This window comes from Kitasatospora sp. NPDC057595 (genome assembly GCF_042800875.1).
Classification (GTDB): Bacteria; Actinomycetota; Actinomycetes; order Streptomycetales; family Streptomycetaceae; genus Kitasatospora.
Genome location: NZ_JBHVGL010000015.1, coordinates 164,658 through 189,087 on the forward strand (window position 1 = coordinate 164,658; position 24,430 = coordinate 189,087).

The following is a 24,430-nucleotide window of genomic DNA, read 5'->3' on the forward strand; positions in this document are numbered from 1 at the left end:
AGCCCCTCGAACCGACCGAAGCGGCCGAACCTTTCGAAGCGGCCGAGCCGATCGAGCCGATCGACGACCCCGCGCCCGCCGCCCCGCCCCGCCCGGCGGAGCAGGACGGGCCCCGGCCCCGGCGCCGGTCCGCGCTGCTGCGCACGGTGACCGTGGTCGGCGTGCTGGCTCCGCTCGGCGTGGCCGGCTGGCTGGGCTGGCAGGCCGTCGGCGACCCCGACCGAAGCACACCGGACGCCGCCCCGCAGGCCGTCGGCCCGGCGAGCACCGGCCCGACCGACCCCACCGACACGACCGGTACGACCGGCACCCCGAGCGCGACGGCGTCCACCACCCCCGCCGCCCCCACCGACCCCGCGCTCCCCGCCGCCCCGGCGGCCACCACCCTGACCGGCCGCACCGTCCTGCTCGACCCCGGCCACAACACCGGGAACTCCGCCCACACCGCCGAGATCAACCGCCAGGTCGACATCGGCAACGCCCGCAAGGAGTGCGACACCACCGGCACCAGCACCAACGCCGGCTACACCGAGGCCGAGTACTCGCTGGACGTGGTCCGCCGGACCCGCGCGCTCCTCGTCGCCCGCGGCGCCACCGTGGTGCTGGTCCACGACGGCGACCGCCCCTGGGGGCCGTGCATCGACGAGCGCGCCCGGATCGGCAACACCGCCCGCGCCGACGCGGCGGTCTCCGTCCACGGCGACGGCGGGCCGGCGAACGGCAGCGGCTTCCACGTGATCATGCCCGCCAAGGTGGTCGCCGGAAAGGCGAACACCTCGGCCATCGTCGACCCCTCGCACCGGCTGGGCCTGCTGCTGCGCGAGAGCTTCCACGCGGCGACCGGCGAGCCGTACGCCGACTACACCGCGAGCCAGGGCCTGGACACCCGCTCCGACCTGGGCGGGCTCAACCTCTCGACCGTGCCCAAGGTGTTCATCGAGTGCGGTAACATGCGCAACCCGACGGACGCCCGCCGGATGACGGATCCTCAGTGGCGCCAGCAGGCCGCCCAGGGGATCGCCGACGCGCTGACGGCGTTCCTGACCGCCCGGTAGGAGCCCGCCGGGGCGCGGTGGCCGAGGGCCGGAAGCGCGCAGTTTGCAACGACTTCGCCCCATTCCCGAGCCCTGCCGTGCACCTGCGCGGCCGTTGGCCCTAGGCTTCTGGTCCGTTCGGGGTTTTCCGGCCGGTCAGCCGACCGGCGGGCGCCGACACCACACCGGCCCAGCGCCGAATCGAAAACCGCCGACCACGACACACCAACGAGGGGAACGTTAGTGAATCTGCGCGCTCTCACCAAGGGAGACGCCGCCGTCGCAGGTGCGGCCGTCCTGCTCTTCATCGCCTCCTTCCTGCCGTACTGGACCGTCGACTGCAAGGGCAAGTACTGCGGCGACACCTCGACGAACGCCTGGGACAGCGTCCTGTTCCCCGTCCTGCCCTCGGTCTTCCTGCTCGGCATCCTCGCCGCCGCCCTCATCCTGGTCCAGCGCTTCCAGGGCCAGGCCGCCGCGAACCGTCAGATCCTCGGCCTGCGCCTGGACCAGTGGGGCATCGCCTTCTCGGTGGCCGCGCTCTGGGCGGCGCTGTGGTCGCTCGGCGGCGGCCTGAAGGGCATCGGCCACGGCATCGGCGCCTGGCTCGCCGTCATCGCGCTGATCGTGCTGGCCGGTGCGGCCGCGGGCGGCCAGCTGCTCCCCGTGCTCAAGACCCCGCTGGTCACCGACCGTCCGGCCGCCCCGGCCGCCTTCCCGCCCGGCGGCTACCCGGCCCCGGGCCAGCCCGGACAGCCCGGCCAGTACGGCTACCCCGGCCCGGGCCAGGACCCGGGCCAGGCGCCGGCCCCGGCGTTCGGCGGCCAGCCCGGCGGCTACGGCTACCCGGCCCCGCAGGCCGGCCAGCCCGGTCAGCCGGTGCAGGGCCAGCCGCAGGACGTCGCCGCCCAGCAGGCCGCGGCCGCGCAGGCCGCCGAGGCCGAGGCCGCCCGTCAGGCCGCCGCGCAGCAGGCCGCGCAGCCGCAGCCGGCCCCGGCGGCCGACTTCGCGCCGTTCTGGTTCGCCGTCCCGGCGCCGCGCCAGCTGGCCCCGAAGGACAACCCGGCCGGCGCGCCGGTCGGCGAACTCGTGCCGGGCACCTGGTACCTGGCGGTCGAGCAGCGCGGCACCGCGCTGGTCGCCCAGCTGCAGGACGGCACCCAGGGCGTGCTGGCCGACACCTCGGGCATCCAGCGCGGCTGACCAGCGGAGCCGGCCGGCGAGGCCGACCCGCGGAGCGCGCGACGCCCGTACCGCCGCACCGGAAGGGGCGGGACCGGATCCCTCCGGTCCCGCCCCTTCGGCGTCGGTGCCGCCGGGCGGTCAGCAGCAGTCCTGGACCACCAGCCCGGCCGGCAGCTCCTCGCCACCGAAGACCGAGACCGTCGCCGGGTGGCCGCCGAGCGCCGCGACCGCCAGCAGCAGCGCCCCCGCCGTCCAGGTGGTGCGTTCCTCGGGCCAGATCGCGTCGTCCTCGAAGACGTACCCGGTCCAGTACGAGCCGTCGACGTGCCGCAGGTGCTTCTGCATCCAGCGCAGGATGTCCACCGCGCGGTCGGACTCGCCGACCGCCCACAGCGCCATGGCCAGCTCGGCGCTCTCGCCGCCGGTGACCCAGGGGCGGTCGCTGACGCAGCGCACGCCCAGGCCGGGGACGACGAAGCGGTCCCAGTCCCGGGCGATCCGCTCCAGCGCGGCCGGGCCGCGCAGCGCGGTGCCGAGCACCGGGTAGTACCAGTCCATCGAGTAGCGGTCCTTGTCCAGGAACCGCTCGGGGTGGTGGGTGACGGCGTGCCGCAGCCGGCCGGCCGCGAGCTCCCAGTCGGGCTGCGGCTCCTCCAGGTAGTCGGCGACGGCCAGTCCGCAGCGCAGCGCGTGCAGGATGCTGGAGGAGCCGGTGAGCAGTGCCTCGCCGGTGGCCGCGCCGTGCTCGTCGACCCGCCAGGCGATCGGCCCGCCGGGCAGCCGCTGGGCGACGATGAAGTCCAGCGCGCGCCGGACGGTCGGCCACATCCAGTCCAGGAAGGCGTCGTCGCCGGTGGAGAGGTGGTGGTGCCAGACGCCGACGGCCACGTAGGCGCAGAAGTTGGTCTCCTTGGCCGCGTTGCACACCTCGCCGTCGGCGTGGTCCGGCCGGCCGTAGGCGTAGGCGGCGTACCAGGAGCCGTCCGGGTTCTGACTCCCGGCCAGCCAGCGGTAGGCGGCCTCGGCGGCGGCGTGCTCGCCGGCGGTATCCAGCGCCATGGCCGCCTCGGTGTGGTCCCAGGGGTCGAGGTGGTGGCCGCGGAACCACGGTACGGCACCGTCGGGCTGCTGCTCGGCGAGGATGCTGCGGACGGTGTCGGCGGCCTGTTCGGCGTCCAGCACCCCTTCCAGCAGCAGGACCTCCGGGACGGCGGCGGTCACTCCGCCCCGCCCGCTGCCCGGTCGGCGGTGCCGCGCGACGCCCCGGCCCGGTGGGGCTTGGCCGCGTAGGCGACGAAGCTCTTGCCGATGACCGGGTTGAGCGCCCGCTCGGCGGCCTTGGTGAGGGTGCTGATGACGGGCGTGCCGACGATGTCCCAGACCAGCAGCTGGTGGTAGGCCTTGACTGGCAGCGCCTTGTCGTTGTCGACGCCGACCGCGCACTTGATCCACCAGTACGGCGAGTGCAGCGCGTGCGCGTGGTGGGTGCCGTACGGCTCAAGGCCGGCGTCCTTGAGCTTGTCGAGCAGTTCGTCGCCCCGGTAGATCCGGATGTGGCCGCCCTCGACCTCGTGGTACTCGTCGGAGAGCGCCCAGCAGATCTTCTCGGGGAGCCAGCGCGGCACGGTGACGGCGAGCAGGCCGCCGGGCTTGAGGACCCGGAACATCTCGGCGAGCACGCCCTTGTCGTCCGGGATGTGCTCCATCACCTCGGAGATGATGATCTTGTCGAAGTGGTCGTCCTCGAACGGCAGGGCCAGCGCGTTGCCCTCCATCGCGACCGCGGACGCGCCCTCGGGCGCCTCGCCGGCCTGCTCCATGGCGGCGAACCACTTCCTGACCTCGGCGATCTCCTCGGCGTTCTGGTCGAGGGCGACCACATTGGCCCCGCGCCGGTAGCACTCGAACGCGTGCCGCCCCCCGCCGCAGCCCAGGTCGAGCACCCGGTCGCCGGGGGCGAGCGGGAAGCGCGAGAAATCAACGGTCAGCACTGCGGACTCCCATTCCTTCGGTACCCAAGGTTCCTGACGCCGGGTCAGAGACATCGCGGGGGCGTACGGCGCGCGTACGGGGCGGGGGCAGAGCGGCGCGCGCCGTCCGAGCGGGTGCGGCCGACCGCCGTCCGGCCGCACGCCGGCACGCGCCGTCAGGCCACGTAGCGCCAGCCCGGTCCGGAGCGGGCCGCGCTCCCGGCCCCGGTGGCGATCGCGGCCCGGTAGCCCTCGACGGTCAGCTCGGCGGCGCGCTCCCAGGTGAACCGCGCCAGCACCCGCTCCCGGCCCGCCGCGCCGAGCGTCGCGCGCAGCTCCGGGTCGTCCAGCAGCCGGCCGAGCGCCGACGCCAGCGCGTCCGGGTCGCCCGGGGGCACCGCCAGGCAGCTCTCGCCGTCCGGGCCGGCGACCTCCGGGATCGCCCCGCCGGTGGTGGCGACCAGCGGGGTGCCGGTGGCCATCGCCTCGGCGGCGGGCAGCGAGAAGCCCTCGTACAGCGAGGGGACGCAGGCCACCTCGGCCGAGCGGTAGAGGTCCACCAGCTCACGGTCGGTCAGGCCGTGCCGGAACTCGATGTGCCGCTCCAGCCCGAAGGCGCGCACGGCGCGGGCGATCGGCCCGTCCTCCTTCTGCGGCTTGCCGACCACGACCAGGTGCGCGTCCCGCTCGGTGCGGACCTTGGCGAGCGCCCCGACCAGGTGCACCAGGCCCTTCAGCGGGACGTCCGCGCTGGAGGTGGTGACGATCCGTCCGGGCACCCGCGCCACCTCGTCCGACGGCGACCACAGCCGGGTGTCGGCGCCGATCGGCACCACCGAGACGGTGTGCGGCGCGGCGCCCAGGTGCTCGGCGATCTCGCGCTTGGAGGTGCCGGAGACGGTGATGATGTGGTCCAGCCGGGCGGCGACCCGGCGCTGCATCCGGGTGAAGGCGTACCAGCGGCGCAGCGACAGCCGCTTGAGCCGGCCGGTGGCCGCGTCCAGTTCGACCTTGCGGTCCACGGTGATCGGGTGGTGGATCGTGGTGACCAGCGGGAAGCCGTGGCGCTCCAGGCCGAGCAGGCCGTAGCCGAGCGTCTGGTTGTCGTGCACGACGTCGTAGCGGCCGCGGTGGGCGGCCAGGTACTGACGGGCCCGCAGCGAGAAGGTCAGCGGCTCGGGGAAGCCGCCGGTGCGCATCGTCAGGTACTCCAGGACGTCCACCGGCCCCCGGTACTCCTCGCGCGCCGGGGTGCGGAAGGGGTCGTCGGCCCGGTAGAGGTCCAGGCTGGGCAGTTCGACCAGCCGGACCGAGCCCGGCCCCTCGACCTCGTCCAGGACGGGGTACGGCTGGGCGCCGATCACGTCCACGTGGTGGCCGAGGCGGGCCAGCTCACGGGAGAGGTGCCGTACGTACACGCCCTGGCCGCCGCAGAACGGGTCGCCGCGGTACGAGAGCAGGGCAATCCGCAGCGGCTGCGCGGTCATCGTCGGCCCTCATCTCTGCTGCTGTCTGTGCTGCCGGTCGGTAAAGTAGATCAGGTTTCAGTGGGTGCGGAGTCCACCGGTGACCATGTGAACAATGAGAGACCTCGAAGATACCGGCCCGTAGCTTCCGCTCAGGATCCAGGGCTGGTGATTCGCGCCACGCCCGGGAGTGTCCTTGCCGTCACCGTCGTCACCACCCTCACCCCCGCCCCTGCCGCCCCTGCCGGCGCGGCAGCCGGAGCCGCCGCTCACCGCCCGGCAGGCGGAGCGGCGGCGGCGGATCCTGCGGACCGCGACCGCGCTGGCGGCGCGCGGCGGGTACGACGCCGTCCAGATGCGGGAGGTCGCGGAAGGTGCCCAGGTGGCCCTGGGCACGCTCTACCGCTACTTCCCGTCCAAGGTGCACCTGCTGGTGGCGGTGATGCTGGAACAGTTGCGCGGCCTCCAGGAGCAGGTCCGGCGGCACCCGCCGGTCGAGTCCGAGCCGGCGCCGCGGGTCGCCGAGACGCTCACCCGGGCGTTCCACGCGCTGCAGCGCGAACCACTGCTGGCCGAGGCGATGGTCCGCGCGCTGTCCTTCGCCGACCGCTCGGTGGGCGCCGAGGTGGACCAGGTCTCCGCCGCCACCGGGCAGCTCATCCTGGACGCCATCGGGCAGTCCGGACCGCCCACCGAGGCGCAGCGCGCCGCCGTCCGGGTGATCGAGCACACCTGGCACGCGGCGCTGGTCGCCTGGCTCTCCGGCCGCGCCTCGCTCGCCGAGGTGCGGGCCGACCTGCACACGGCGGCCCGGCTGCTCACGCTGCCCTGAGACCGGCGCTCCCGCCGCCCCGGGACCGGCCGAACTGGAACCTGTTCTCACCCGGCCCGCTCCGGCCTGCCCGGACCGGCGGCTAAAGTCGACGGGCAGGACAAACTCCATCCGTTCCTCCTTCGGGGAAAGCCGGTGCGAATCCGGCGCTGACCCCGCAACCGTGAGCCCGGCGCCCGCCCGCCGGGCGAGCCGGAGTGCCCGGGGAGGGGCGAGCGGCCCCACGCCCGGCGCACCGCCGCCGGGCACCGTCGAGGACTACGGGACGGCCCGCCCGGGCCGGCACCGCTCATCGAAAGGCACACCTCCGATCATGCTGACCGCCGCCCGTCTGGGCGCCGCCGCCCTGACCGCCGCGCTGCTCACCGGCACCGCCGCCGCCCCGGCCCTGGCCGACACCCCCGGCGCCGGAACGGCGCCCGCCGCCGCGGTCCCCGACGGCCTGTACGGCAAGGGCGACCCGACCTACGACGGCGTCTGGCGGCAGGCGCTCGCCCTGACCGCGCTCACCACCGCCAAGGTGACCCCGGCCGACTCCGCCGTCGCCTGGCTCACCGGCCAGCAGTGCGCGGACGGCGGCTGGCCCTCGTACCGGGCCGACGCCTCGGCCGCGTGCGACGCCAGGACGGAGGACAGCAACGCGACCGCCGTCGCGGTGCAGGCGCTGGTCGCGCTCGGCGGCCACCAGGAGGCGGTGGACAAGGGCGTCCAGTGGTTCAGGGCCAACCAGAACCCGGACGGCAGCTGGGCCTACAACCCCGGAAACCCGGGCGACGCCAACTCCACCGCCCTCGCCGTCAACGCGCTGCTCGCCGCCAAGGCCGACCCCGCGACCGTCACCAAGGCCGGCCGGAGCGCCTTCGACGGGCTCGCCGTCTTCCAGCTCGGCTGCGCCGCCCCCGCCGAGCAGCGCGGCGGCTTCGTCTACCAGACCTCGCCGGACGGCACCCCCGCCGAGGCCAACGGGCTGGCCGGCGGACAGGCCTCGCTCGCCGCGACCGGCGGCCGGCTGCCGGTCGTGGGCACCACCCGCTCCGACGCCGCCCCCAAGGCCCTGGCCTGCCCGGACGGCGGTGCCACCGCCACGGCCGTCCCGCGCGCCGACTCCGGCGAGGCGGCGAGCGCGTACCTCACCGCGCAGCTCGCGGCGGGCGGGCAGCACCTGACGCTGACCCTGCCCGGCGCCGCGCCCGCCCCCGACTACGCGGCCACCGCCTGGGGCGCGCTGGGCCTGGTCCAGGGCGGCCACCCGCAGCAGGCCGCGGGCGCCGTCGACTGGCTGGCCAAGGAGGGCGGCAGCTGGACCAAGGGCGGCACCGACGCCGCCGCCACCGCCACGCTGCTGCTGGTCGCCCAGGCGGCGCAGCGCGACCCGGCCGCCTTCGGCGGGACCGACCTGGTCAAGCAGCTGACCGCGCTCGGCCCGGCGCCGAAGGCCACCGCCGCCGCGTCCGCCCCGGCGAGCGCGCCGGCGAAGAAGGAGGACAAGGACAGCCTCAACAAGTACTGGCCGCTCGGCATCGGCCTGCTGATCGGCGTCGGCGGCGGCCTCCTGCTGAGCCTCCAGCGCAAGCGCGGCGCGAAGCTGTGACCGCCCCCGGCCGGGCCCCGCGGCCGGAGCCGCCGGCCCCGCCGGACCCCGCCGCGTCCGGACCCGGGTCCGAGACGCGGCGGCGGGTGGTGCGGGCGGCCGTGCGGTTCGCGGCCGGGGTGATCACCGGGCTGCTGATCCTGCTGGTGCTCGCGGCTGCCCCGGCCCAGGCCGCCGGGTACCGGTACTGGTCGTTCTGGCAGTGGTCCGACGGGGGCTGGGCGTACCAGCAGCAGGGGCCCGCCGTGCACGTCCCGGCGGACGGCGCGGTGGAGGGCTGGCGGTTCGCCGTCAGCCCGGACGGCGGGCGGGACGCCGCCCGGCCCGCCGCGGCCGGGGACTTCGCCGCCCTCTGCGCCGGCACCCCGGCGCAGGACGGGCGCAAGCGGGTGGCCGTGGTCCTGGACTTCGGCGGCGCCGCCGACGCGCCGGGCGGCGAGAGCCCGCCCGCGCCGCGGACCGCGTGTGCCGTCGTCGCGCCCCGTGCCGGCTCGGCCGAGGTGCTGGCCACCGTCGCGCCGCCGCTGCGGTACGACACCAACGGCCTGCTCTGCGCCATAGCCGGGTTCCCGCGCGCCGGGTGTGCCGACCAGCTCGGCGCGGCCGGCGCGCCCGCCGGCGGCGAGCGCCCCGCGGAGAGCGCGAGCGCCGCCCGGACCTCCCCGAGCGGGCCCTCCCTCGGGGTGGGCGCCGGCCTCGCACTCGTCGTCGTGCTCGGCGCGGGCGCCGCCTGGCAGGTGCGCCACCGCCGATGAGCACCACGCCGCCCGGCCCCGCCCCCGCGGCCCCGGCGTGGCAGCAGCCCCCGCGCAGAAAGCCCCGCCGCAGTAAGCCGGGCATGGAGAGTCGGCCCGTCCGACCTCCCGCTCCCCACCGACCGTCCCACCCCTGGACCCCACCGTGCCCACACCCCGCGCCGCCCGCCGCCGGCCCCCCGCCGGCCCGCGCCACCTGCACCCCGGTGCCTGGTGGCTGTGGGCGCTCGGCCTGGGCGCGGCCGCCACCCGCACCACCAACCCGCTGGTCCTGCTGCTGCTCGCCGCCGTCGCCGGTTACGTCGTCGCCGCCCGGCGCGGCGACGCCCCCTGGTCGCGCTCCTACGGCGCGTTCCTGCGCCTGGGCCTCCTCGTGCTCGGCATCCGCCTGCTCTTCGCCGTCCTCCTCGGCTCGCCGGTCCCCGGCACCCACGTCCTGTTCACCCTCCCCGAAGTCCCGCTGCCCGTCTGGGCGCAGGGCGTGCGGATCGGCGGCCGGGTCACCGCCGAGGGCCTGCTCGCCGCGCTGTACGACGGGCTGCGGCTGGCCACCCTGCTGGTCTGCGTCGGCGCGGCGAACGCCCTCGCCAGCCCGGCCCGCCTGCTGCGCACGCTCCCCGGCGCGCTCTACGAGGCGGGCGTCGCCGTCGTGGTCGCGATGACCTTCGCCCCGAACCTGGTCGCCGACGTGCAGCGGCTGCGCGCCGCCCGCCGGCTGCGCGGACGCACCGACCGCGGGATCGCCGCCGTGCTCAGCGTCGGCCTGCCCGTCCTGGAGGGCGCGCTGGAGCGCTCGGTGGCGCTGGCGGCCGCGATGGACACCCGCGGCTTCGGCCGGACCGCCGCGGTGCCGCGCCGGATGGCGGTGCTCACCGCCGTGCTCACGCTGTCCGGGCTGCTCGGCGTCTGCCTGGCCGCGTACGGACTGCTGACGGCGGGCGGCGCCGGGTGGGCGCCGCCGGTGCTCGTGATCGGCCTGGCCGCCGCCTTCGCCGGGCTCCTGCTCGGCGGCCGACGTTCCGTCCGCACCCGCTACCGGCCGGATCCGTGGGCGCTGCCGGAGTGGCTCACCGCCGGGTCCGGGGTCGCGGTCGCCGCGTCGACGGCCTGGCTGGCCGGGCTCGACCCGCTCGCCTTCGCCCCCACCGTCGTCCCGCCGACCGCGCCCGTCCTGCCGGTCGCCGCCGCGGCGGCCGTCCTGCTCGGACTGGTCCCCTCGTTCGCGGCCCCGCCCCCGCCGGCCGCCACGGCCGACACCGGCACCGACGCCAAGACCGATACCGCCGACACCACCGACACCGACCCGGCCCAGCCCCGGAGGACCTCGTGATCACCTTCGAACAGGTCGGCGTCCACTACGCCGACGCCGCGGCCCCCGCGCTCAGCGGCGTCGACCTGACGATCCCCGAGGGCGAACTCTGCCTGCTCGTCGGCCCGTCGGGCTCCGGCAAGTCCACCCTGCTGGGCACAGTGAGCGGCCTCGTCCCGCACTTCACCGGCGGCGTGCTGCACGGCCGGGTCACCGTCGGCGGGCGCGACACCCGTGAGCACCGCCCGCGCGACCTCGCCGACCTGGTCGGCACGGTGGGCCAGGACCCCCGCGCACACTTCGTCACCGACACCGTCGAGGACGAACTCGCCTACGGCATGGAGTCGTTGGGCCTGCCCCCGGACGTGATGCGGCGCCGCGTCGAGGAGACCCTCGATCTGCTCGGCCTGGCCGACCTTCGCCGCCGCGCCCTCGCCTCGCTCTCCGGCGGCCAGCAGCAGCGGGTCGCGATCGGCTCGGTGCTCACCGTCCACCCGCGCGTGCTGGTGCTGGACGAGCCCACCTCCGCGCTGGACCCGGGCGCCGCCGAGGAGGTGCTGGCCGTGCTCCAGCGGCTGGTCCACGACCTCGGCACCACCGTGCTGATGGCGGAGCACCGGCTGGAGCGCGTGGTCCAGTACGCCGACCGGGTCCTGCTGCTGACCCCCGGCGCGCCGCCGGTGCTCGGTGAGCCGGCCGAGGTGATGGCGCACGCGCCGGTCCACCCCCCAGTGGTCGGACTCGGGCGGCTGGCCGGCTGGCGCCCGCTGCCGCTCACCGTCCGCGACGCCCGCCGCCGGGCCGCCGGGCTGCGCGACCGCCTGGCGGAGCACCGCCCGCCCGCCCCGCCCGCCGTCCGGCCCGGCGAGCCGCTCGCCACCGCCGCCCGGCTGGTGGTCCGCCGCGGCCCCGTCCCCGCCCTGCGCGGGGTCGACCTGACCCTCCACCCGGGCGAGGTCACCGCCCTGATGGGCCGCAACGGCGCCGGCAAGTCCACCCTGCTCGGCACCCTGGTCGGCCTGCACCCGCCCACCGCCGGCTCGGTCACCGTCGGCGGCCGCACCCCGCACCGCACCCGGCCCGCCGAGCTGATCCGCCAGGTCGGGCTCGTCCCGCAGGACCCGCGCGACCTGCTGTACGGCGAGAGCGTCAGCGCCGAGTGCGCGTCCGCCGACCGCGACGCGGGCGCCGAGCCGGGCACCTGCCGGACCCTGGTCGAACGCCTGCTGCCCGGCCTCGCCGACACCGCCCACCCGCGCGACCTCTCCGAGGGCCAGCGCCTCACCCTCGCCCTGGCGGTGGTGCTCACCGCCCGCCCTCCGCTGATCCTGCTCGACGAGCCCACCCGGGGCCTCGACTACGCGGCCAAGGCCCGGCTGGTGGAGATCCTGCGCGACCTCGCCGCCGCGGGCCACGCGGTACTGCTCGCCACCCACGACGTCGAACTCGCGGCCGAACTCTCCCACCGCACCGCCGTCCTGGCCGACGGCGAGATCGTCGCGGACGGGCCGACGCCTGAGGTGGTGCTCGGCTCACCGGCCTTCGCCCCGCAGGTCGCCAAGATCCTGGCGCCGGGCCTGTGGCTGACCGTCCACCAGGTGGCCGACGCCCTCGCCGAGGCCGCCGAGTGAACCCGCCGCACGCCCCGCTGGCCCGCCCCGTCCCGCTCGGCCGCCGCTCGGTGCTCGCCCTCGCCCTGGTCTCCCTGGTCGGCGTGGCGGGCTTCGGCTGGCCGCTGCTCGCCGCCACGGACTCCGCCCTGGTCGGCCACTCCGCCGACGCCCCCTGGCTGTTCGCCCTGCTGCTCCCGCTGCTGCTCGCCGTGCTCGTCGCCCAGATCTCCGAGGGCCGCGCGGCGGGCGGCGGCGCGCCCGGCCTGGACGCCAAGTCGGTGGCCCTGCTCGGCGTGCTGGCCGCCGCCGGCGCCGCGCTGCGCCCGCTCGGGGCGGGCACCGCCGGGCTGGAGCCGATGTTCTTCCTGATGGTGCTGGCCGGCCGGGTGCTCGGGCCGGGCTTCGGCTTCGTGCTCGGCGCGCTGTCGATGTTCGCCTCCGCCCTGCTGACCGGCGGCGTCGGGCCCTGGCTGCCGTTCCAGATGCTCGCGATGGGCTGGGTGAGCCTCGGGGCCGGTCTCCTGCCCGGCCCGGCCCGGCTGCGCGGCCGCCGCGAACTCGTCGTCCTCGCCGGCTACGGAGCCGCGGCCTCCCTCCTCTACGGCGTGGTCATGAACCTCCAGGGCTGGCCCTACATCGCGGGCCTGGCGAGCTCGATCTCCTTCGTCCCGGGCGATCCGCTCTCCGACAACCTGGTCCGCTTCGCCGCCTACTGCCTGACCACCTCGCTCGGCTGGGACCTCCCGCGCGCCGCGCTCACCGTCGTCCTCTGCCTGACCCTCGGCACCCCGCTGCTGCGCGCCCTGCGCCGCGCCACCCGCCGCGCCGCCTTCACCGCCCCGGTCGCCTTCCGCCCACCGGCTCACCCGCCCGGCAGCACCCCGCCGACCGAAGGGGTGAACCACACCGCCCGCCCCTGACGACGGTCCGCCGTCTTCGGCTGCCCCAGCCGTATGAAGGTCCCGCCGGTCGGGATTCGGCGCCGGTCGATCCAGGTACGAGGTTCTGCTGTCAGCGTCACCCCCCGACAGCGAGGTTCCCGTGTCCCCTGTCCGAAGACTGCGGCCGCGGCCGCGGTACGTCCTGTCCGCGTTGCTGGCGGTGGTGCTCGGTGCGGGCGCCGCCGCACTGACCGATCCGGCCCCGGCGGCCCAGGCGGAGGCGGCGAGCGCCGACCACGTCCGGCCGGCCGCGGAACCTGTGGCCAAGGCCAAGGCCAAGGCCGCCCAGCCGAAACCGAGGGGGGCCGGGACGCAGCGTCCGATCGGCCCGGACCCGGTGGTCGACCTCCTGGCGCACGGCAACCTCACCATGGCGTCCAACTCGGTGCTGACCTGCGACGACAGCGACGGCACGGTCTGCTCGGACACCGAGGGGTCGAACAACGGCCGGACCAAGTTCGTCAAGGTCGACCCGAACGCGCCGGGGCCCAACGCCTCCTCCGCGCAGCTGCTGCTGCCGGCCGGCGCCAACGTCCTGTCGGCCCGGCTGTACTGGCAGTTCAACCCGACCAACACCAGCACCATGGGCGGCACCTCCGGGGACATCAACACCGGCAACCAGGTCTTCTGGAAGGTCCCCGGGGCGAGCGGCTACGAGCAGGTGACCGCGGACACCTACGACTGGTTCGACCAGATGGTCGGTGGCACCCCGCCGGAGCCGCTGTTGGCCGCCGGGGCGGTCAAGGACGTGACCGCGGAGGTGAAGGCCGCCGGCCCGGGCAGCTACACCGTCGCGGACATCCAGGCGTGCGCCGGACGTTCCTCCGCGCAGAACTTCGGCGGCAACAACGTCGGCTGCTGGGGCGGCTGGTCCCTGGTCGTCGCCTACGAGAACCCGGCGGAGCCGCTGCGCTACCTCCAGGTCTGGGACGGCTACCAGCTGCTGCGCGACCCGGACAACGAGACGACGATCACGCTCGGGGGCATCCGCACCCCCGCCACCACGGCCCCGAAGGCGATCATGGGGATCACCGTGGGCGACGGTGACGCCCCGATCGCCGGCGACACCCTGGCGGTCGGCTCCGCGACGGACAACCTGACCCTGCTGCCGATGCCCGGCCCCACCGGTATCGGCACGGACAACGCCTTCACCAGCCGGATCGACCACGTCGCGACGGACGGGACCGGCACCAACATCACCACCCGCGATCCGGACCCGGTCAACAACTACGGCTACGACGCCCGGATGATCGACGTCACCGGCAAGATCCCGGCCGGCAGCCACCAGGCCCTGGTCCGCATCAGCGGCGCCGGTGACGCGCTGGAGCCCCAGGCGCTCTGGCTGGCCCTGGACGCCCTCGAACCCGACCTCCAGATCTCGAAGGCCAACAATCCGCCCGGCAGCCCCGACGACAACCCGCCCGGCCTGGTCGGCCCCGGTCAGACCATCACCTACTCGTTCACGGTGGCCAACCGCCACCAGGACGGCAGCGCCACCGACCTCGACACCGCGACCGGCGTCACCGTGACCGACCGGATCCCGGTCGGCACCACCTTCGTCGCCGGGTCCAACCCCGCCTGCCAGGCCTCCGGACAGACCGTCACCTGCACGGTCGCCGACCTGGCACCCGGCGCCGAGGCCACGGTCGCCTTCCAGGTCACCGTCGACGACTCGGCCGCCGTCGGCACCCACCTCGACGACACGGCCACGCTCCACTTCCGGGGCAGCCAGACCCAGCGGGAGCAGGAGCGCACCAGCAACACCGTGCGCAACACCGTCGCCGAGGTCCCCGGCTACACCATCGTCAAGACCGCCACCCCCGGTAGCGCCCGGCCCGGTGACACCGTCCGCTACCGGATCCAGGTCACCAACACCAGCCAGGTCGACGCCCCGGGCGTCACCCTGACCGACGACCTGTCGGGTCTGCTGAACTCGGCCGCGTACAACAACGACGCCGTCGCGGACCGCGGGAGCGTCACCTTCGCGGGCACCACGCTGACCTGGACCGGTGATCTGCCCGCCGGGGCCAACGCGACGATCGACTACTCCGTCACCGTGCACTCCCCGCTGGCCGCCGACGCGGTACTGCGCAACGCCGTCACCTCCGGCACCTTCCCGAACAACTGCCCGCCGGGATCGACCGACCCGCGCTGCCGCGCCGAGGTTCCGGTCACCGTGCCCAGCCCCAGCCCGAGCCCCAGCCCGACCCACAGCCACAGTCCGACCCACAGCCCTCGTCCGACCCACAGCCCCACCCACAGCCCGAGCCCCAGCCACAGTCCGACTCACAGCCCGAGCCCCAGCCCGACCCACAGCCATGGTCCGAGCCCGAGCCCGAGCCCCAGTCCGACCCACAGCCACAGTTCGAGCCCCAGCCCCAGCCCGAGCCCGACCCACAGCCACAGTTCGAACCCGAACCCCGGCCACAGCCCGGAGCCCGGCCCGAACGGTCCCCCGCACCACGGCGGCCACCTCCCCGAGACCGGTAGCGACAGCCGGCTGCTGCCCCTCGTCGGGCTCGCCGCGCTCGGCACCGTCGCGGCCGGCGCGCTCCTGGTGATCCGGGCCCGCCGCACCCGCTGAGTCCCCCAGGGACGACGCCCGCACGGCGGACACCGACGGCCGCGCCCACGCTCCCCGCGTGGGCGCGGCCTCGTGTGTGTCGGGCTCAGGCCTTGGGGCCGGTGGCCTGGACGACGTCGAAGGACCAGAGGGTCGAGCCGGTGGCGGCGGGGCGCTGCGGGGCCTCGCCCTCGGGGGTGGCGGGGCGGTGGGCCGAGCGCATCGGGCCGGTGAGCCAGGCCTGGAAGGACTCCTCGTCGCGCCAGCGGGTGTACACGAGGTACTGGTCGGTGCCCTCGACCGGGCGCAGCAGCTCGAAGTACTCGAAGCCGTCCGAGTTCTCCACCGCGCCGGCCCGGGCGCCGAAACGCTTCTCCAGCTCCTCCCGCTGCTCAGCGGGGACGGTCAGGACATTGATCTTGACGACGGACACGCCGTACCTCCTCGGGGTTGTTCTGAGAAGGCAGTCTGCTACACCTCACACGATCCACGGCGGGGCGACCCTGTCCCCGGTCTCCAGGTTGTGCGCGGTGGACGGCGCCAGGGAGGCGACCACGGCGGTGAAGCCCTCGTCGGAGCGCAGCCGGCGCGGGGCTCCGGCGGGCAGCACGAGGGTGTCGCCGGCGGCGACGTCAGAAGGAGCGGCCCTCCCCGTGGTACGGGGGCTCGTGGCCGGGCGGGTCGGGGCGGTCGCGGGCGTCGGCGCAGAGGGTGGAGGCCATCCGGGTGAGCAGGTCGGCGAGATCGGTGTACTGCTTCTCGTCCCAGTCACCGAGCAGTTCGGCCAGCTGCGTGCGCCGGGCGGCGACCAGCTGGAGGGCCACCGCCTCGCCCGGTTCGGTGAGGCGCAGCGGCAGCCCGCCGGCGCGGGCGGCCAGACCGCGGCCCTCGACCTCGCGCACCGCCTCCTCCACCACCGGGAACGGGATGATCCGGCGCTCCGCCAGTTCGGCCGGCTCCACGGAACCGTGGTGGTGCATCTGGAGCAGCAGCCAGCTGGAGGCGGGCTTGAGGTCGAGGCCGGCGGTGGCGGTGATCCGTTTGAACAGGTCGCGCCGCGCCTCACGGGTGCTCAGCACCGACAGGGCACGGCTGATCTCGTCCAGCGAGGAGCGCTCCACCGGGTTGACGCCGATCGACTCGCTCAGGTCGGGGGCGGTCACGGTGCTGCGCAGCTTCTGCTCCCGCAGGAACAGCGAGAGGACGAAGGCGACCACGGCCACCGGCACCGCGTAGAGGAAGACCCGGGTGATCGACTCGGCGTAGGCGTGGTGGATCCCGGCCTGGGCGGCGGCGGGCAGCTGTCCGATGACGCGCGGATCGGAGGCGATGGTCCCCGGCTCGAAGCCGGGCGGCAGCGGGATTCCGGCCAGCGCGTCACGCAGGCGGCGGTTGAGCCCGGAGGCGAAGACCGTGCCGAAGACGGAGACCCCGACCGAGGCGCCGATGGAGCGGAAGAAGGTGGCACCGGCGGTGGCGACGCCGAGGTCCTGGTAGCCGACCGAGTTCTGCACGATCAGCACCAGCACCTGCATCACCAGGCCGAGGCCGAGGCCGAAGACCAGGAACCAGCAGCTCATCACAAAGGTGCTGGTGTGTTCGTCGAGCGTGGAGAGCAGCAGCAGGCCGACGACGGTGATGGCCGTTCCGGCGATCGGAAAGACCCGGTAGCGACCGGTTCGGGCCACGATCTGCCCGGATCCGATCGAGGTGATCAGCATGCCGATCACCATCGGCAGCATGTGGATGCCGGACATCGTCGGCGAGACGCCCATCACGATCTGGAGGAAGGTCGGCAGGTAGGTGAGCGCGCCGAACATCGCGAAGCCGACCACGAAGGAGATGACGGCCACCAGGCTGAACGTCCGGGAGCGGAACAGCCGCAGCGGCAGCACGGGTTCGACGGCGGTCCGCTCCACCAGGACGAAGGCGCCCAGCAGGACCAGGCCGAGCACGCCCAGGCCGACGATCTGCCAGGAGCCCCACGCCCAGGTGGTGCCGCCGAGCGAGGTCACCAGCACCACGCAGGTGGCGACGGCCGCGATCAGCGTGGTGCCGAGGTAGTCGATCCGGTGCCGGCGCCGAGTCTGCGTGCCGTGCAGCACGGCCGCGATCACGGCGAGCGCGACCACGCCGATCGGCAGGTTGACGTAGAACACCCAGCGCCAGCTGAGGTTGTCGACGAACAGTCCGCCGAGCAGCGGGCCGAGCACGCTGGTGACGCCGAAGACGGCGCCGAAGACGCCCTGGTACTTGCCGCGGTCCCGGGGGGCGACGAGGTCCCCGACGATGGCCTGGGAGAGCACGATCAGCCCGCCGCCGCCCAGGCCCTGCAGGGCGCGGAAGGCGATCAACTCGCCCATGTTCTGGGCGATGCCGCACAGCACCGAGCCCAGCAGGAAGATCACGATGGACGCCTGGAAGAAGACCTTCCGGCCGTACATGTCGCCGAGCTTGCCCCAGAGCGGGGTGGCCGCGGTGGAGGCGAGCAGGTACGCGGTGACCACCCACGAGAGGTGCTCCAGGCCGCCGAGGTCGCTGACGATGGTGGGCAGGGCGGTGGAGACGATGGTCTGGTCGAGCGCCGCGAGCAGCATCGCCAGCAGCAGGGCCCCGATCGGCACCCACAGGTTGCCGGGGGCGGGCCGGGGCGGGCCCGGTTCGCCCGCCGGGACCCGGTCGGACGCGGCGATCGGATCCGTCATGGCGTCTCCGTATCCGTAGCAGCAGCTCTGCGGTGATCACTCCCAGCTCACCATGCTGTCAGAAATGCACCGATTCGCACTTTTTCGGTTGAGCCGAGCGTAAGGGCGCCCACTGGGCTGGACGCCGTCGCGACCTCCACGTCGACACATCGACCGTCCACCGGCCGCAAACCACCACCAACCGGCACAAGACCCCCACAACGAGCCGGACGCCCCTGTCCCCCCTCGGGGACGTCCTGCATAATCAGGCCCGTCCGACGTCCGCACACGAGTCCGACCAGAGCCCGGGTCCGAGACCGCCACCGACCGAGATACCCAGGAGGGCCGGCCGATGCCGGACCAGCACTGCCCGACGTGCGGCACCGCACGCTCCACCGGGTGCGGCTGCCTCGTCCCGGACGGCAGCCTCGACGAGACCACCGTCCTGCCGCACCTGGAAGGCCCGCCGCTGGTCCGCCCGTACGTGCCGCAGGCCGTCGGCCAGGTCGTCGACGGCCCGCCGCCCGGGGCGGCCTACGAAGCGGTGCCGCCGCCCCCGGTCACCGACCCGTTCGGCACCACCGTGCTGCCGCCCGCCGCTCCCCCGCTGGGCCCGGACGCCGACGCCTACGCGACCACCGTGCTGCCGCCCGTCGCCGCCACCCCGCAGTTCCCGCCGCTGGGCCGGCCGCCGCACGGCGCTCCGGCCGCGCCCGCCGAGGACGAGCTCGGTGTGTTCCCGTTCGCCCACGCCGCGCCCGAGGCCCCGACCGGCGGCGGCCGGGCCGCCCGGCGCGCGGCGGAGCAGGAGAGCGCCCGCGGACCGCTCGCCCGCCGCAAGGGCCTGCTGATCGCGGCCGGCGCCGCCCTGCTGGCCGTCACCGTGGGCCTCGCCTACGCGCTCACCCCCTCCCCCGCACCGCCCGACGGGGCGGCCCCCGTGCCGACCGCCACGCTCGGCCTGGCGCCGGTGGACCCGACCACGCCGGCCCAGCCGAGCCCGAGCGCGCCGCCGCCCACCGAGGACACCCCGACGCCGACGCCGACCCCGTCCCGGACGACCGCCAAGGCGTCGCCGAGCAAGTCCCCGACCGGCACCCCGCCGCCGGACGCCCCCGCCACCACGGTGGCCGCCGCCCCGCCGGTGAAGGCGCCGGAGCCGAACCCGGCCGCCACCGCCCCACCCGCACCACCGGCGCCGCTCCCCACCGCCCCGCCGCCCGCGCCCAGCACCGCACCGCCCACCCCGGCCGCCCCCTCCCCGACCGCATCCCCGACACCGGCGCCGACCCCGACGATCCGGGTCCTGGAGTACGGGATGGAGGGGCCCGACGTCCAGGCGCTCCAGCGGCAACTCGCCGTCGTGATCTGCTGGGAGAAGGTGCCCCCGACCGGAAAGTACGACGACCGCACCAAGCTCATCGTCATGTACTTCCAGGACATCAACGGCATCCGGGGCGACGCCCGTGGTGTCTACGGCCCGAGCACCCGCGCCGCCCTGGAGGCCCGCACCGGCTGCTGAACGGACGGGGCGCACCGGACCGCCCGCCGCGTCAGCCCTTGATCGCCTGGAAGATGCTGAACGCGGCCATCAGCACCATCACACCCGCCGCGAACCGGATGATCATCTTCATCGGCACGTGCTTCAGCAGCTTCTGCCCGCCCAGGATCGCGATCCCCGCCACCGCGCACAGCGCCAGCCAGGCACCCAGGCCCACCGCGAGCGGGTCGGCGTACTTGGCGGCCAGGTTGGCGGTCATGATCTGGGTCAGGTCGCCGAACTCGGCGATCGCCACGACCACGAAGCTGGCCCCGGCGACCTTCCAGAAGCTGTTGGCGGACGGCTCCTTGGCGGCGTGACCGTCCTCCTCGTCACCTCCGCCGTGGAACAGCAGCATCGCCGCGCCGGCCAGGAACAGCACACCGGTGACGCCCTCCACCCAGCGGTGCGGCAGCAGCGAGAGCAGGTGCCCGGCGACCAGCGCGATGCCCACCTGCAGGGCGAAGGCCGCGGCGATGCCGGCGAAGACGTAGCTCGCCCGGTACTTGGCGCCGAGCATCAGGCTGGCCAGGGCGGTCTTGTCCGGCAGTTCGGACAGGAAAATGATGCCGAAGGTGATCACGGCAACGGTCAGACTCATCGGGGGTGGTGTCCCTCGGGTTCGGGCTGCCGGCCCGCAGCAGCTCCGTCAGGGGTCGCTCCGGCCCGACAGCACTGGTTGGCATTCCACGGCACGCGCACGACGCGCGTCCGTCCACACAGCACTGCGGCCGAAGGTCTCGCCGGCACCGGTCGCAGAACCGCGGGTGCCCCGGGCGCCGGGCCCGAGGGGCCAGTATGTCGACGGTCCGGTGGAGGGCTACTCCCCTTCAACGCCGCCCAGCCTACCCGATCACGTCCCCCGGCCGCCCGGCGCTCACCAGCCCCCGGCCGACCAGCTCCAGCACCACCGCGACCGCCACCGACTCCACCGCCAGCAGCCCGACCAGCACGAACAGCTGCACCGCGCCCGCCTGGACCGGCGAGGCCCCGCCGAGCAGCATGCCGACGAAGGCGCCCGGCAGGGTGACCAGGCCCACCGTGCGGGTCTGGTCGAGCGCCGGGACGAGCGAGGTGGCGGCGGCGGTGCGGCAGATCTCCATCCGGGCGTCCCGGTCCTCGAAACCGAGCGCCAGCGCCGCCTCGACCTCGCCGTGCCGCTGGCGCAGCTCGTCCAGGGCGCGCCGCCCGGACAGCGAGGTGGCGGTGAGCGCGCCGCCGATCAGGATGCCGGCGACCGGGATGACCGACAGGCCCTCGAACGGCAGCAGCCCGCTGCCGAGCAGCAGCAGGAGCACCGGCAGCACCCCGGCCCCGATCGGCGCGGCCGCCCACAGCCAGCCGCGCCCGGGGGCCGGCACCATCCGCCGCCCGGCGGTGCGCACCGCGACCGTGAACATCAGCAGCACGAAGAGCGCCGACCACCAGCGCGATCCGACCACCCAGGTGATCACCAGCGCGACGGCGGCGAGCTGCACCACCGCGCGCAGCCCGGCCCGCAGGACGGCGTGCCCCTGGCCGAGCCGCCCCCACCCGGCGACGGCCACGCCGGCCAGCAGCAGCACGGCGGTGACCACGCCCAGCCCCGGGGTGACCGGCAGCAGCTGCCCCGCGGCGGCGAGCGACGACGCGCCCGACCGGCCGGGCACCGGTCAGATCCAGCTGGTGAACCACATCCGGTCCTGCCAGGACGACATCGGGATCACCTCCGCCGTGTACAGCGGGTAGAAGAAGGCGAAGCAGGCCATGATCGCCAGCACGATCAGCCCGGCGCCGATCGCACCGATCCGGCGCCGTTCGGGCGGGCACCCCTGCGGCCCCAGCATCGCTCCCAGCATCTGCGCCACGGCCAGGCAGAGGAAGGGGACGAGCACCACCATGTAGAAGGAGAAGACCGTCCGCTCCTGGTACTGGAACCACGGCAGGTAGACGCCGGCCACGCCGCACAGCACCGCGCCGGAGCGCCAGTCCCGGCGGAAGACCCAGCGCCAGAGCAGGTAGACCAGCGCGATGCAGGCCGTCCACCAGAGCAGCGGGGTGCCGAGGCCGAGGATCTGCGCCGCGCAGCCGCCGGAATCGGTGCAGCCGCGCTGGCCGGCCGGCACCTGCTCCCAGTACATGGAGACCGGCCGGCCCTGGACCAGCCAGCTGAACGGGTTGGACTGGTAGGTGTGCGGGCTGCTCAGGCCGGTATTGAAGTCGTACATCTGGGCGTGGTAGTGCCAGAGGCTGCGCAGCGGCGCGGGCACCCAGCTCATCGACACCTGCGGCAGCCCGATGCCGAGCACGCTGTCCGGGGAGAGCCCGGCCCGGCCGTCGGCCCACTGGCGGTCGAAGCCGCCGCGGGTGAACAGCCAGCCGGACCAGCCGCCGAGGTAGACGAGGAACGCGGAGCCGACCATGGCGAGGAAGGCGGGCAGCGCGTCGAGGCGGAGCATCGCGCGCCAGGGGCGGCGGGCGCCGGCCCAGCGGCGGCCCGACTGGTCCCACAGCACGGTGAGCAGGCCGAAGGCGGCGAGCACCATGGCGCCGTTCCACTTGACCCCGGCGGCGGCGCCCAGGCAGAGCCCGGCGGTGATCCGCCAGGGCCGCCACCCGAGCCGCACGGTGTCGCCGCCGCGCTCGGGCAGGACGGCGGCGAGCCGGGCGCGGGTGCGGTCGCGGTCGATCAGCAGCGCCCCGAAGGCGGCCAGGACGAAGAACATCTGGACGCCGTCGAGCAGGCCCACCCGGCTCATCACCAGCTGGAGGCCGTCGACGGCCATCAGCAGGGCGGCGGTGCAGCCGATCAGGGTGGAGCCGAAGAGCCGGCGGCCGATCCTGGCGAGCATCAGCACGGTGACGGTGCCGAGCAGCGCGGTCATGAAGCGCCAGCCGAAGGGGTGCAGGCCGAAGGCCCACTCGCCGAGGGACATCACCCATTTGCCGAGCGGCGGGTGGGCGATGAACTCGGGCGCGGAGGTCAGCGGGACCTGCTGCGGGACGGCCAGGATCTGCTCGTTGGCGTGCTCCGGCCAGGTGCCCTCGTAGCCCTGCTGGAGCAGGGACCAGGCGTCCTTGGGGTAGTAGGTCTCGTCGAAGACGAAGGCGTTGGGGTAGCCGAGGTTCCAGAACCGCAGCAGCCCGGCGAAGACCGCCACGGCGATCGGTCCGAGCCAGTCGGAGCGGTCCGCCGCCCGGCGCAGCAGCCCCCGCCGCTCCGGTGCCGGGTCGGCGGGTGCCGCTTCCGCCGGGGGGTGGGTGAGCGCCGCTTGGGTCATGGTGTGGGTAGCCTCGCCGATTTCGCCTGTCTCGCCTGTGCCGGTCGTGGCCGGCCGGTGCCCCCCGGGCCGGCCGGACGGTCGACAGCCACTGACACTATGTGCCGCCGAGCGTGAAACCAAGCGCGACGGGCGCCGGACAGGTGACCTGTCCGGCGCCCGTCGGGGCGGTGCCGCCCGGGGATCAGGCGGCGGCCTGGAGCTCCCGGACCGGCCGGGCCGGGGCGCGGACCGGGGCCGCGGGGGCCTGCTCCTCGCCGGCCGGGCCGTCGACCGCGTTGTCCTGGGCGGCGGTGAGGTACGGCCGCAGGCGCAGCGCCAGGACGACGATCAGCACGGTGCTGCCGGCCATCGCCGCCAGGTAGAGCGGCCAGGTGCCGGAGCCGACCAGCAGCACGCCGACCGCCGGGCCGACCGCGATCGCGATCTGCTTCACCAGGGCGTACCCGGCGTTGTAGGTGCCGAGCAGCCGGGCCGGGGCGAGGTCGGCGACCATCGGGCCCATGGTGGGGGCGAGCAGCGACTCGCCGACACCGAACAGGGCGTAGATCGAGACGATCGCGACCGTGGCGGCCATCGCCTCGGTCCGGATCAATCCGGCCACCAGGGCCATCGTCCAGGCGCCCAGCCAGACCACGGCGGCGGCGGCCATCGCGGTGGTGCGCCGGCGGCGGGCGGTGATCCGCACCACGAACATCTGCAGCACCACGATGGTCAGCGCGTTGGCGCCGATGGCGATGCCCAGGGTGGACGGGGCGGTGCCGACGGTGTCGGTGGCGAAGGCGGCGACGCCGGACTCGAACTGGCCGTAGCAGGTGAAGAAGATCAGCCCGGCGAGGATGCTGAGCCGGAGCATGGCCTTGTCCGCGAGCAGGGCGCGCAGACCCTGCGGGCCGTCGTTCTGCTCCTGGACGAGCAGCGGGGCGGCCTTGGGGATCCGGGCGGTGCCGGTCACCAGGGCGAGGCCGAGGAAGGTCGCGGCCTCGATGGTGAACAGCCGGGTCAGGCTGGCCGGGTCGGTGACGTTCACGATCTGCCCGCCGACCAGCGCGCCGATGCCCATGCCCAGGTTGACCAGGGTGAACTGCAGCGCGAAGGCGTGCGAGCGGGTCGCCGCGGTGGAGCAGCGGACGATCATCGTGGCGAGCGCCGGCTGGCAGGTGGTGACACCCGCGCCGAACAGGAACGAGGAGACCAGCAGCGCCGGGGTGCCGGTGGCGTGGCCGAAGGCGAAGGCGCCGGTGGCGGCCAGCGCGGTGCCGGCCAGCAGCACCGGGCGCGGCCCGTACCGGTCGATGCCGCGGCCGGTGAACGGCAGGACGGCCAGCGCGGCCAGCGCGAAGACGGTGAACACCATCCCGGCGGCGAGCGAACCGAGCCCGCGGACCTGGTCCACGTACACGAACATGTACGGCATCGTGAATCCGCTGCCGAACGCGCTGAGCGCGTTTCCGATCTGGACGCGGCGCAGCGGGCCGCCCGCCCCGCGTCGCTGCTGCCTCTGCTGCTTCACCGTGCCGGTCACCGTGCACACCCCTTCATTGCGGACGGGCCCCGTCAGGGCTCCATCAGTTTCGCTGCGTACTCTTAAGGGAAGAAGACTTAAGAGCTAAAGTTTGACTCTAAAGTCTTAGCACCCGAAGAGTGTCGAGTCAAAGGCTTAAGGAGTGCACTTCACATGGGAGAC

20 protein-coding genes and 1 riboswitch are annotated in these 24,430 nt (G+C 74.9%); of the genes, 10 read left to right on the forward strand and 10 right to left on the reverse strand.

All coding sequences use genetic code 11. From position 1 onward, the window contains the following. Nucleotides 1-59 precede the first annotated feature (59 nt). Nucleotides 60-1,055 carry an N-acetylmuramoyl-L-alanine amidase gene (locus ACFU9E_RS23040; protein ID WP_380688679.1) on the forward strand — a complete coding sequence of 332 codons (996 nt, stop codon included), beginning with the start codon at nucleotides 60-62 and terminating at the stop codon, nucleotides 1,053-1,055. A 222-nt stretch (nucleotides 1,056-1,277) separates the two neighbouring features. Next, on the forward strand, nucleotides 1,278-2,237 hold the full coding sequence (locus ACFU9E_RS23045; protein ID WP_380688675.1) for a hypothetical protein: 960 nt from the start codon (nucleotides 1,278-1,280) through the stop codon (nucleotides 2,235-2,237). Nucleotides 2,238-2,357: 120 nt separating this feature from the next. Here the strand turns inward: ACFU9E_RS23045 and ACFU9E_RS23050 are convergent, their stop codons facing one another. The 3 genes from ACFU9E_RS23050 to ACFU9E_RS23060 all read right to left on the reverse strand — a co-directional run bounded on the left by ACFU9E_RS23050 (nucleotide 2,358) and on the right by ACFU9E_RS23060 (nucleotide 5,676). Then, a complete protein-coding gene (locus ACFU9E_RS23050) occupies nucleotides 2,358-3,440 on the reverse strand; it encodes a prenyltransferase (protein ID WP_380682790.1) in 1,083 nt (360 codons plus the stop codon). Continuing rightward, on the reverse strand, nucleotides 3,437-4,210 hold the full coding sequence (locus tag ACFU9E_RS23055; RefSeq protein ID WP_355362005.1) for a methyltransferase domain-containing protein: 774 nt from the start codon (nucleotides 4,208-4,210) through the stop codon (nucleotides 3,437-3,439). The genes ACFU9E_RS23050 and ACFU9E_RS23055 overlap by 4 nt, the downstream gene beginning before the upstream one ends. Nucleotides 4,211-4,365: 155 nt before the next feature. Beyond that, nucleotides 4,366-5,676 (reverse strand): glycosyltransferase family 4 protein, encoded by a 1,311-nt coding sequence (locus ACFU9E_RS23060; protein WP_380682792.1) that lies wholly within the window; start codon nucleotides 5,674-5,676, stop codon nucleotides 4,366-4,368. Nucleotides 5,677-5,851: 175 nt separating this feature from the next. Here ACFU9E_RS23060 and ACFU9E_RS23065 point away from each other — a divergent pair, with 175 nt between their 5' ends. The 7 genes from ACFU9E_RS23065 to ACFU9E_RS23095 all read left to right on the forward strand — a co-directional run bounded on the left by ACFU9E_RS23065 (nucleotide 5,852) and on the right by ACFU9E_RS23095 (nucleotide 15,280). Next, on the forward strand, nucleotides 5,852-6,487 hold the full coding sequence (locus ACFU9E_RS23065; RefSeq protein ID WP_380682793.1) for a TetR family transcriptional regulator: 636 nt from the start codon (nucleotides 5,852-5,854) through the stop codon (nucleotides 6,485-6,487). 131 nt (nucleotides 6,488-6,618) lie between these two features. Beyond that, a riboswitch (cobalamin riboswitch) is annotated at nucleotides 6,619-6,684 on the forward strand. Nucleotides 6,685-6,800: 116 nt separating this feature from the next. Continuing rightward, complete coding sequence (locus ACFU9E_RS23070; RefSeq protein WP_380682794.1) at nucleotides 6,801-8,078, forward strand: prenyltransferase/squalene oxidase repeat-containing protein; 1,278 nt, start codon at nucleotides 6,801-6,803, stop codon at nucleotides 8,076-8,078. Between the two features lie 101 nt (nucleotides 8,079-8,179). Further along, nucleotides 8,180-8,833, forward strand: coding sequence for an SCO2322 family protein (locus ACFU9E_RS23075; protein WP_380682795.1), 654 nt, complete (start codon nucleotides 8,180-8,182; stop codon nucleotides 8,831-8,833). Nucleotides 8,834-8,966: 133 nt separating this feature from the next. Beyond that, nucleotides 8,967-10,163 carry a CbiQ family ECF transporter T component gene (locus tag ACFU9E_RS23080; protein WP_380682806.1) on the forward strand — a complete coding sequence of 399 codons (1,197 nt, stop codon included), beginning with the start codon at nucleotides 8,967-8,969 and terminating at the stop codon, nucleotides 10,161-10,163. Continuing rightward, entirely contained in the window at nucleotides 10,160-11,773 is a 1,614-nt protein-coding gene (locus tag ACFU9E_RS23085) for an ABC transporter ATP-binding protein (protein ID WP_380682797.1), read from the forward strand. Before ACFU9E_RS23080 ends, ACFU9E_RS23085 begins: the two co-directional genes overlap by 4 nt. Then, complete coding sequence (locus ACFU9E_RS23090; protein WP_380682798.1) at nucleotides 11,770-12,675, forward strand: ECF transporter S component; 906 nt, start codon at nucleotides 11,770-11,772, stop codon at nucleotides 12,673-12,675. The genes ACFU9E_RS23085 and ACFU9E_RS23090 overlap by 4 nt, the downstream gene beginning before the upstream one ends. A gap of 121 nt (nucleotides 12,676-12,796) precedes the next feature. Beyond that, nucleotides 12,797-15,280 (forward strand): LPXTG cell wall anchor domain-containing protein, encoded by a 2,484-nt coding sequence (locus ACFU9E_RS23095; protein ID WP_380682799.1) that lies wholly within the window; start codon nucleotides 12,797-12,799, stop codon nucleotides 15,278-15,280. 85 nt (nucleotides 15,281-15,365) lie between these two features. Here the strand turns inward: ACFU9E_RS23095 and ACFU9E_RS23100 are convergent, their stop codons facing one another. Genes ACFU9E_RS23100 through ACFU9E_RS23110 form a run of 3 tightly spaced genes read right to left on the reverse strand, consistent with a single transcriptional unit; the run spans nucleotide 15,366 to nucleotide 17,964 of the window. After that, nucleotides 15,366-15,692 carry an antibiotic biosynthesis monooxygenase family protein gene (locus ACFU9E_RS23100; RefSeq protein WP_380682800.1) on the reverse strand — a complete coding sequence of 109 codons (327 nt, stop codon included), beginning with the start codon at nucleotides 15,690-15,692 and terminating at the stop codon, nucleotides 15,366-15,368. A gap of 45 nt (nucleotides 15,693-15,737) precedes the next feature. Next, nucleotides 15,738-15,869 carry a hypothetical protein gene (locus ACFU9E_RS23105; RefSeq protein WP_380682801.1) on the reverse strand — a complete coding sequence of 44 codons (132 nt, stop codon included), beginning with the start codon at nucleotides 15,867-15,869 and terminating at the stop codon, nucleotides 15,738-15,740. A 22-nt stretch (nucleotides 15,870-15,891) separates the two neighbouring features. After that, nucleotides 15,892-17,964 carry a DHA2 family efflux MFS transporter permease subunit gene (locus ACFU9E_RS23110; RefSeq protein WP_380682802.1) on the reverse strand — a complete coding sequence of 691 codons (2,073 nt, stop codon included), beginning with the start codon at nucleotides 17,962-17,964 and terminating at the stop codon, nucleotides 15,892-15,894. 331 nt (nucleotides 17,965-18,295) lie between these two features. Between ACFU9E_RS23110 and ACFU9E_RS23115 the strand changes: the two genes are divergently transcribed. Next, on the forward strand, nucleotides 18,296-19,465 hold the full coding sequence (locus ACFU9E_RS23115) for a peptidoglycan-binding protein (RefSeq protein WP_380682803.1): 1,170 nt from the start codon (nucleotides 18,296-18,298) through the stop codon (nucleotides 19,463-19,465). A 31-nt stretch (nucleotides 19,466-19,496) separates the two neighbouring features. Here the strand turns inward: ACFU9E_RS23115 and ACFU9E_RS23120 are convergent, their stop codons facing one another. The 4 genes from ACFU9E_RS23120 to ACFU9E_RS23135 all read right to left on the reverse strand — a co-directional run bounded on the left by ACFU9E_RS23120 (nucleotide 19,497) and on the right by ACFU9E_RS23135 (nucleotide 24,256). Beyond that, the gene (locus ACFU9E_RS23120; RefSeq protein WP_355362031.1) at nucleotides 19,497-20,084 is read right to left on the reverse strand and encodes a TMEM165/GDT1 family protein; all 588 of its coding nucleotides are present in this window, start codon (nucleotides 20,082-20,084) and stop codon (nucleotides 19,497-19,499) included. A gap of 244 nt (nucleotides 20,085-20,328) precedes the next feature. After that, the gene (locus ACFU9E_RS23125) at nucleotides 20,329-21,132 is read right to left on the reverse strand and encodes an ABC transporter permease (RefSeq protein ID WP_380682804.1); all 804 of its coding nucleotides are present in this window, start codon (nucleotides 21,130-21,132) and stop codon (nucleotides 20,329-20,331) included. Nucleotides 21,133-21,135: 3 nt separating this feature from the next. After that, nucleotides 21,136-22,743, reverse strand: a complete 1,608-nt coding sequence (locus tag ACFU9E_RS23130) for a dolichyl-phosphate-mannose--protein mannosyltransferase (protein ID WP_380682805.1) — start codon at nucleotides 22,741-22,743, stop codon at nucleotides 21,136-21,138. A gap of 184 nt (nucleotides 22,744-22,927) precedes the next feature. Then, nucleotides 22,928-24,256 (reverse strand): MFS transporter, encoded by a 1,329-nt coding sequence (locus ACFU9E_RS23135; RefSeq protein ID WP_380715278.1) that lies wholly within the window; start codon nucleotides 24,254-24,256, stop codon nucleotides 22,928-22,930. Nucleotides 24,257-24,430 lie beyond the last annotated feature (174 nt).

What these genes read in the sequence shown, in the direction of transcription:
- ACFU9E_RS23110 (WP_380682802.1), bottom strand. Translation starts at nt 17,964, where the DNA reads ATGACGGATCCGATCGCCGCGTCCGACCGGGTCCCGGCGGGCGAACCG.
- ACFU9E_RS23120 (WP_355362031.1), bottom strand. Translation starts at nt 20,084, where the DNA reads ATGAGTCTGACCGTTGCCGTGATCACCTTCGGCATCATTTTCCTGTCC.
- ACFU9E_RS23060 (WP_380682792.1), bottom strand. Translation starts at nt 5,676, where the DNA reads ATGACCGCGCAGCCGCTGCGGATTGCCCTGCTCTCGTACCGCGGCGAC.
- ACFU9E_RS23130 (WP_380682805.1), bottom strand. Translation starts at nt 22,743, where the DNA reads ATGACCCAAGCGGCGCTCACCCACCCCCCGGCGGAAGCGGCACCCGCC.
- ACFU9E_RS23070 (WP_380682794.1), top strand. Translation starts at nt 6,801, where the DNA reads ATGCTGACCGCCGCCCGTCTGGGCGCCGCCGCCCTGACCGCCGCGCTG.
- ACFU9E_RS23115 (WP_380682803.1), top strand. Translation starts at nt 18,296, where the DNA reads ATGCCGGACCAGCACTGCCCGACGTGCGGCACCGCACGCTCCACCGGG.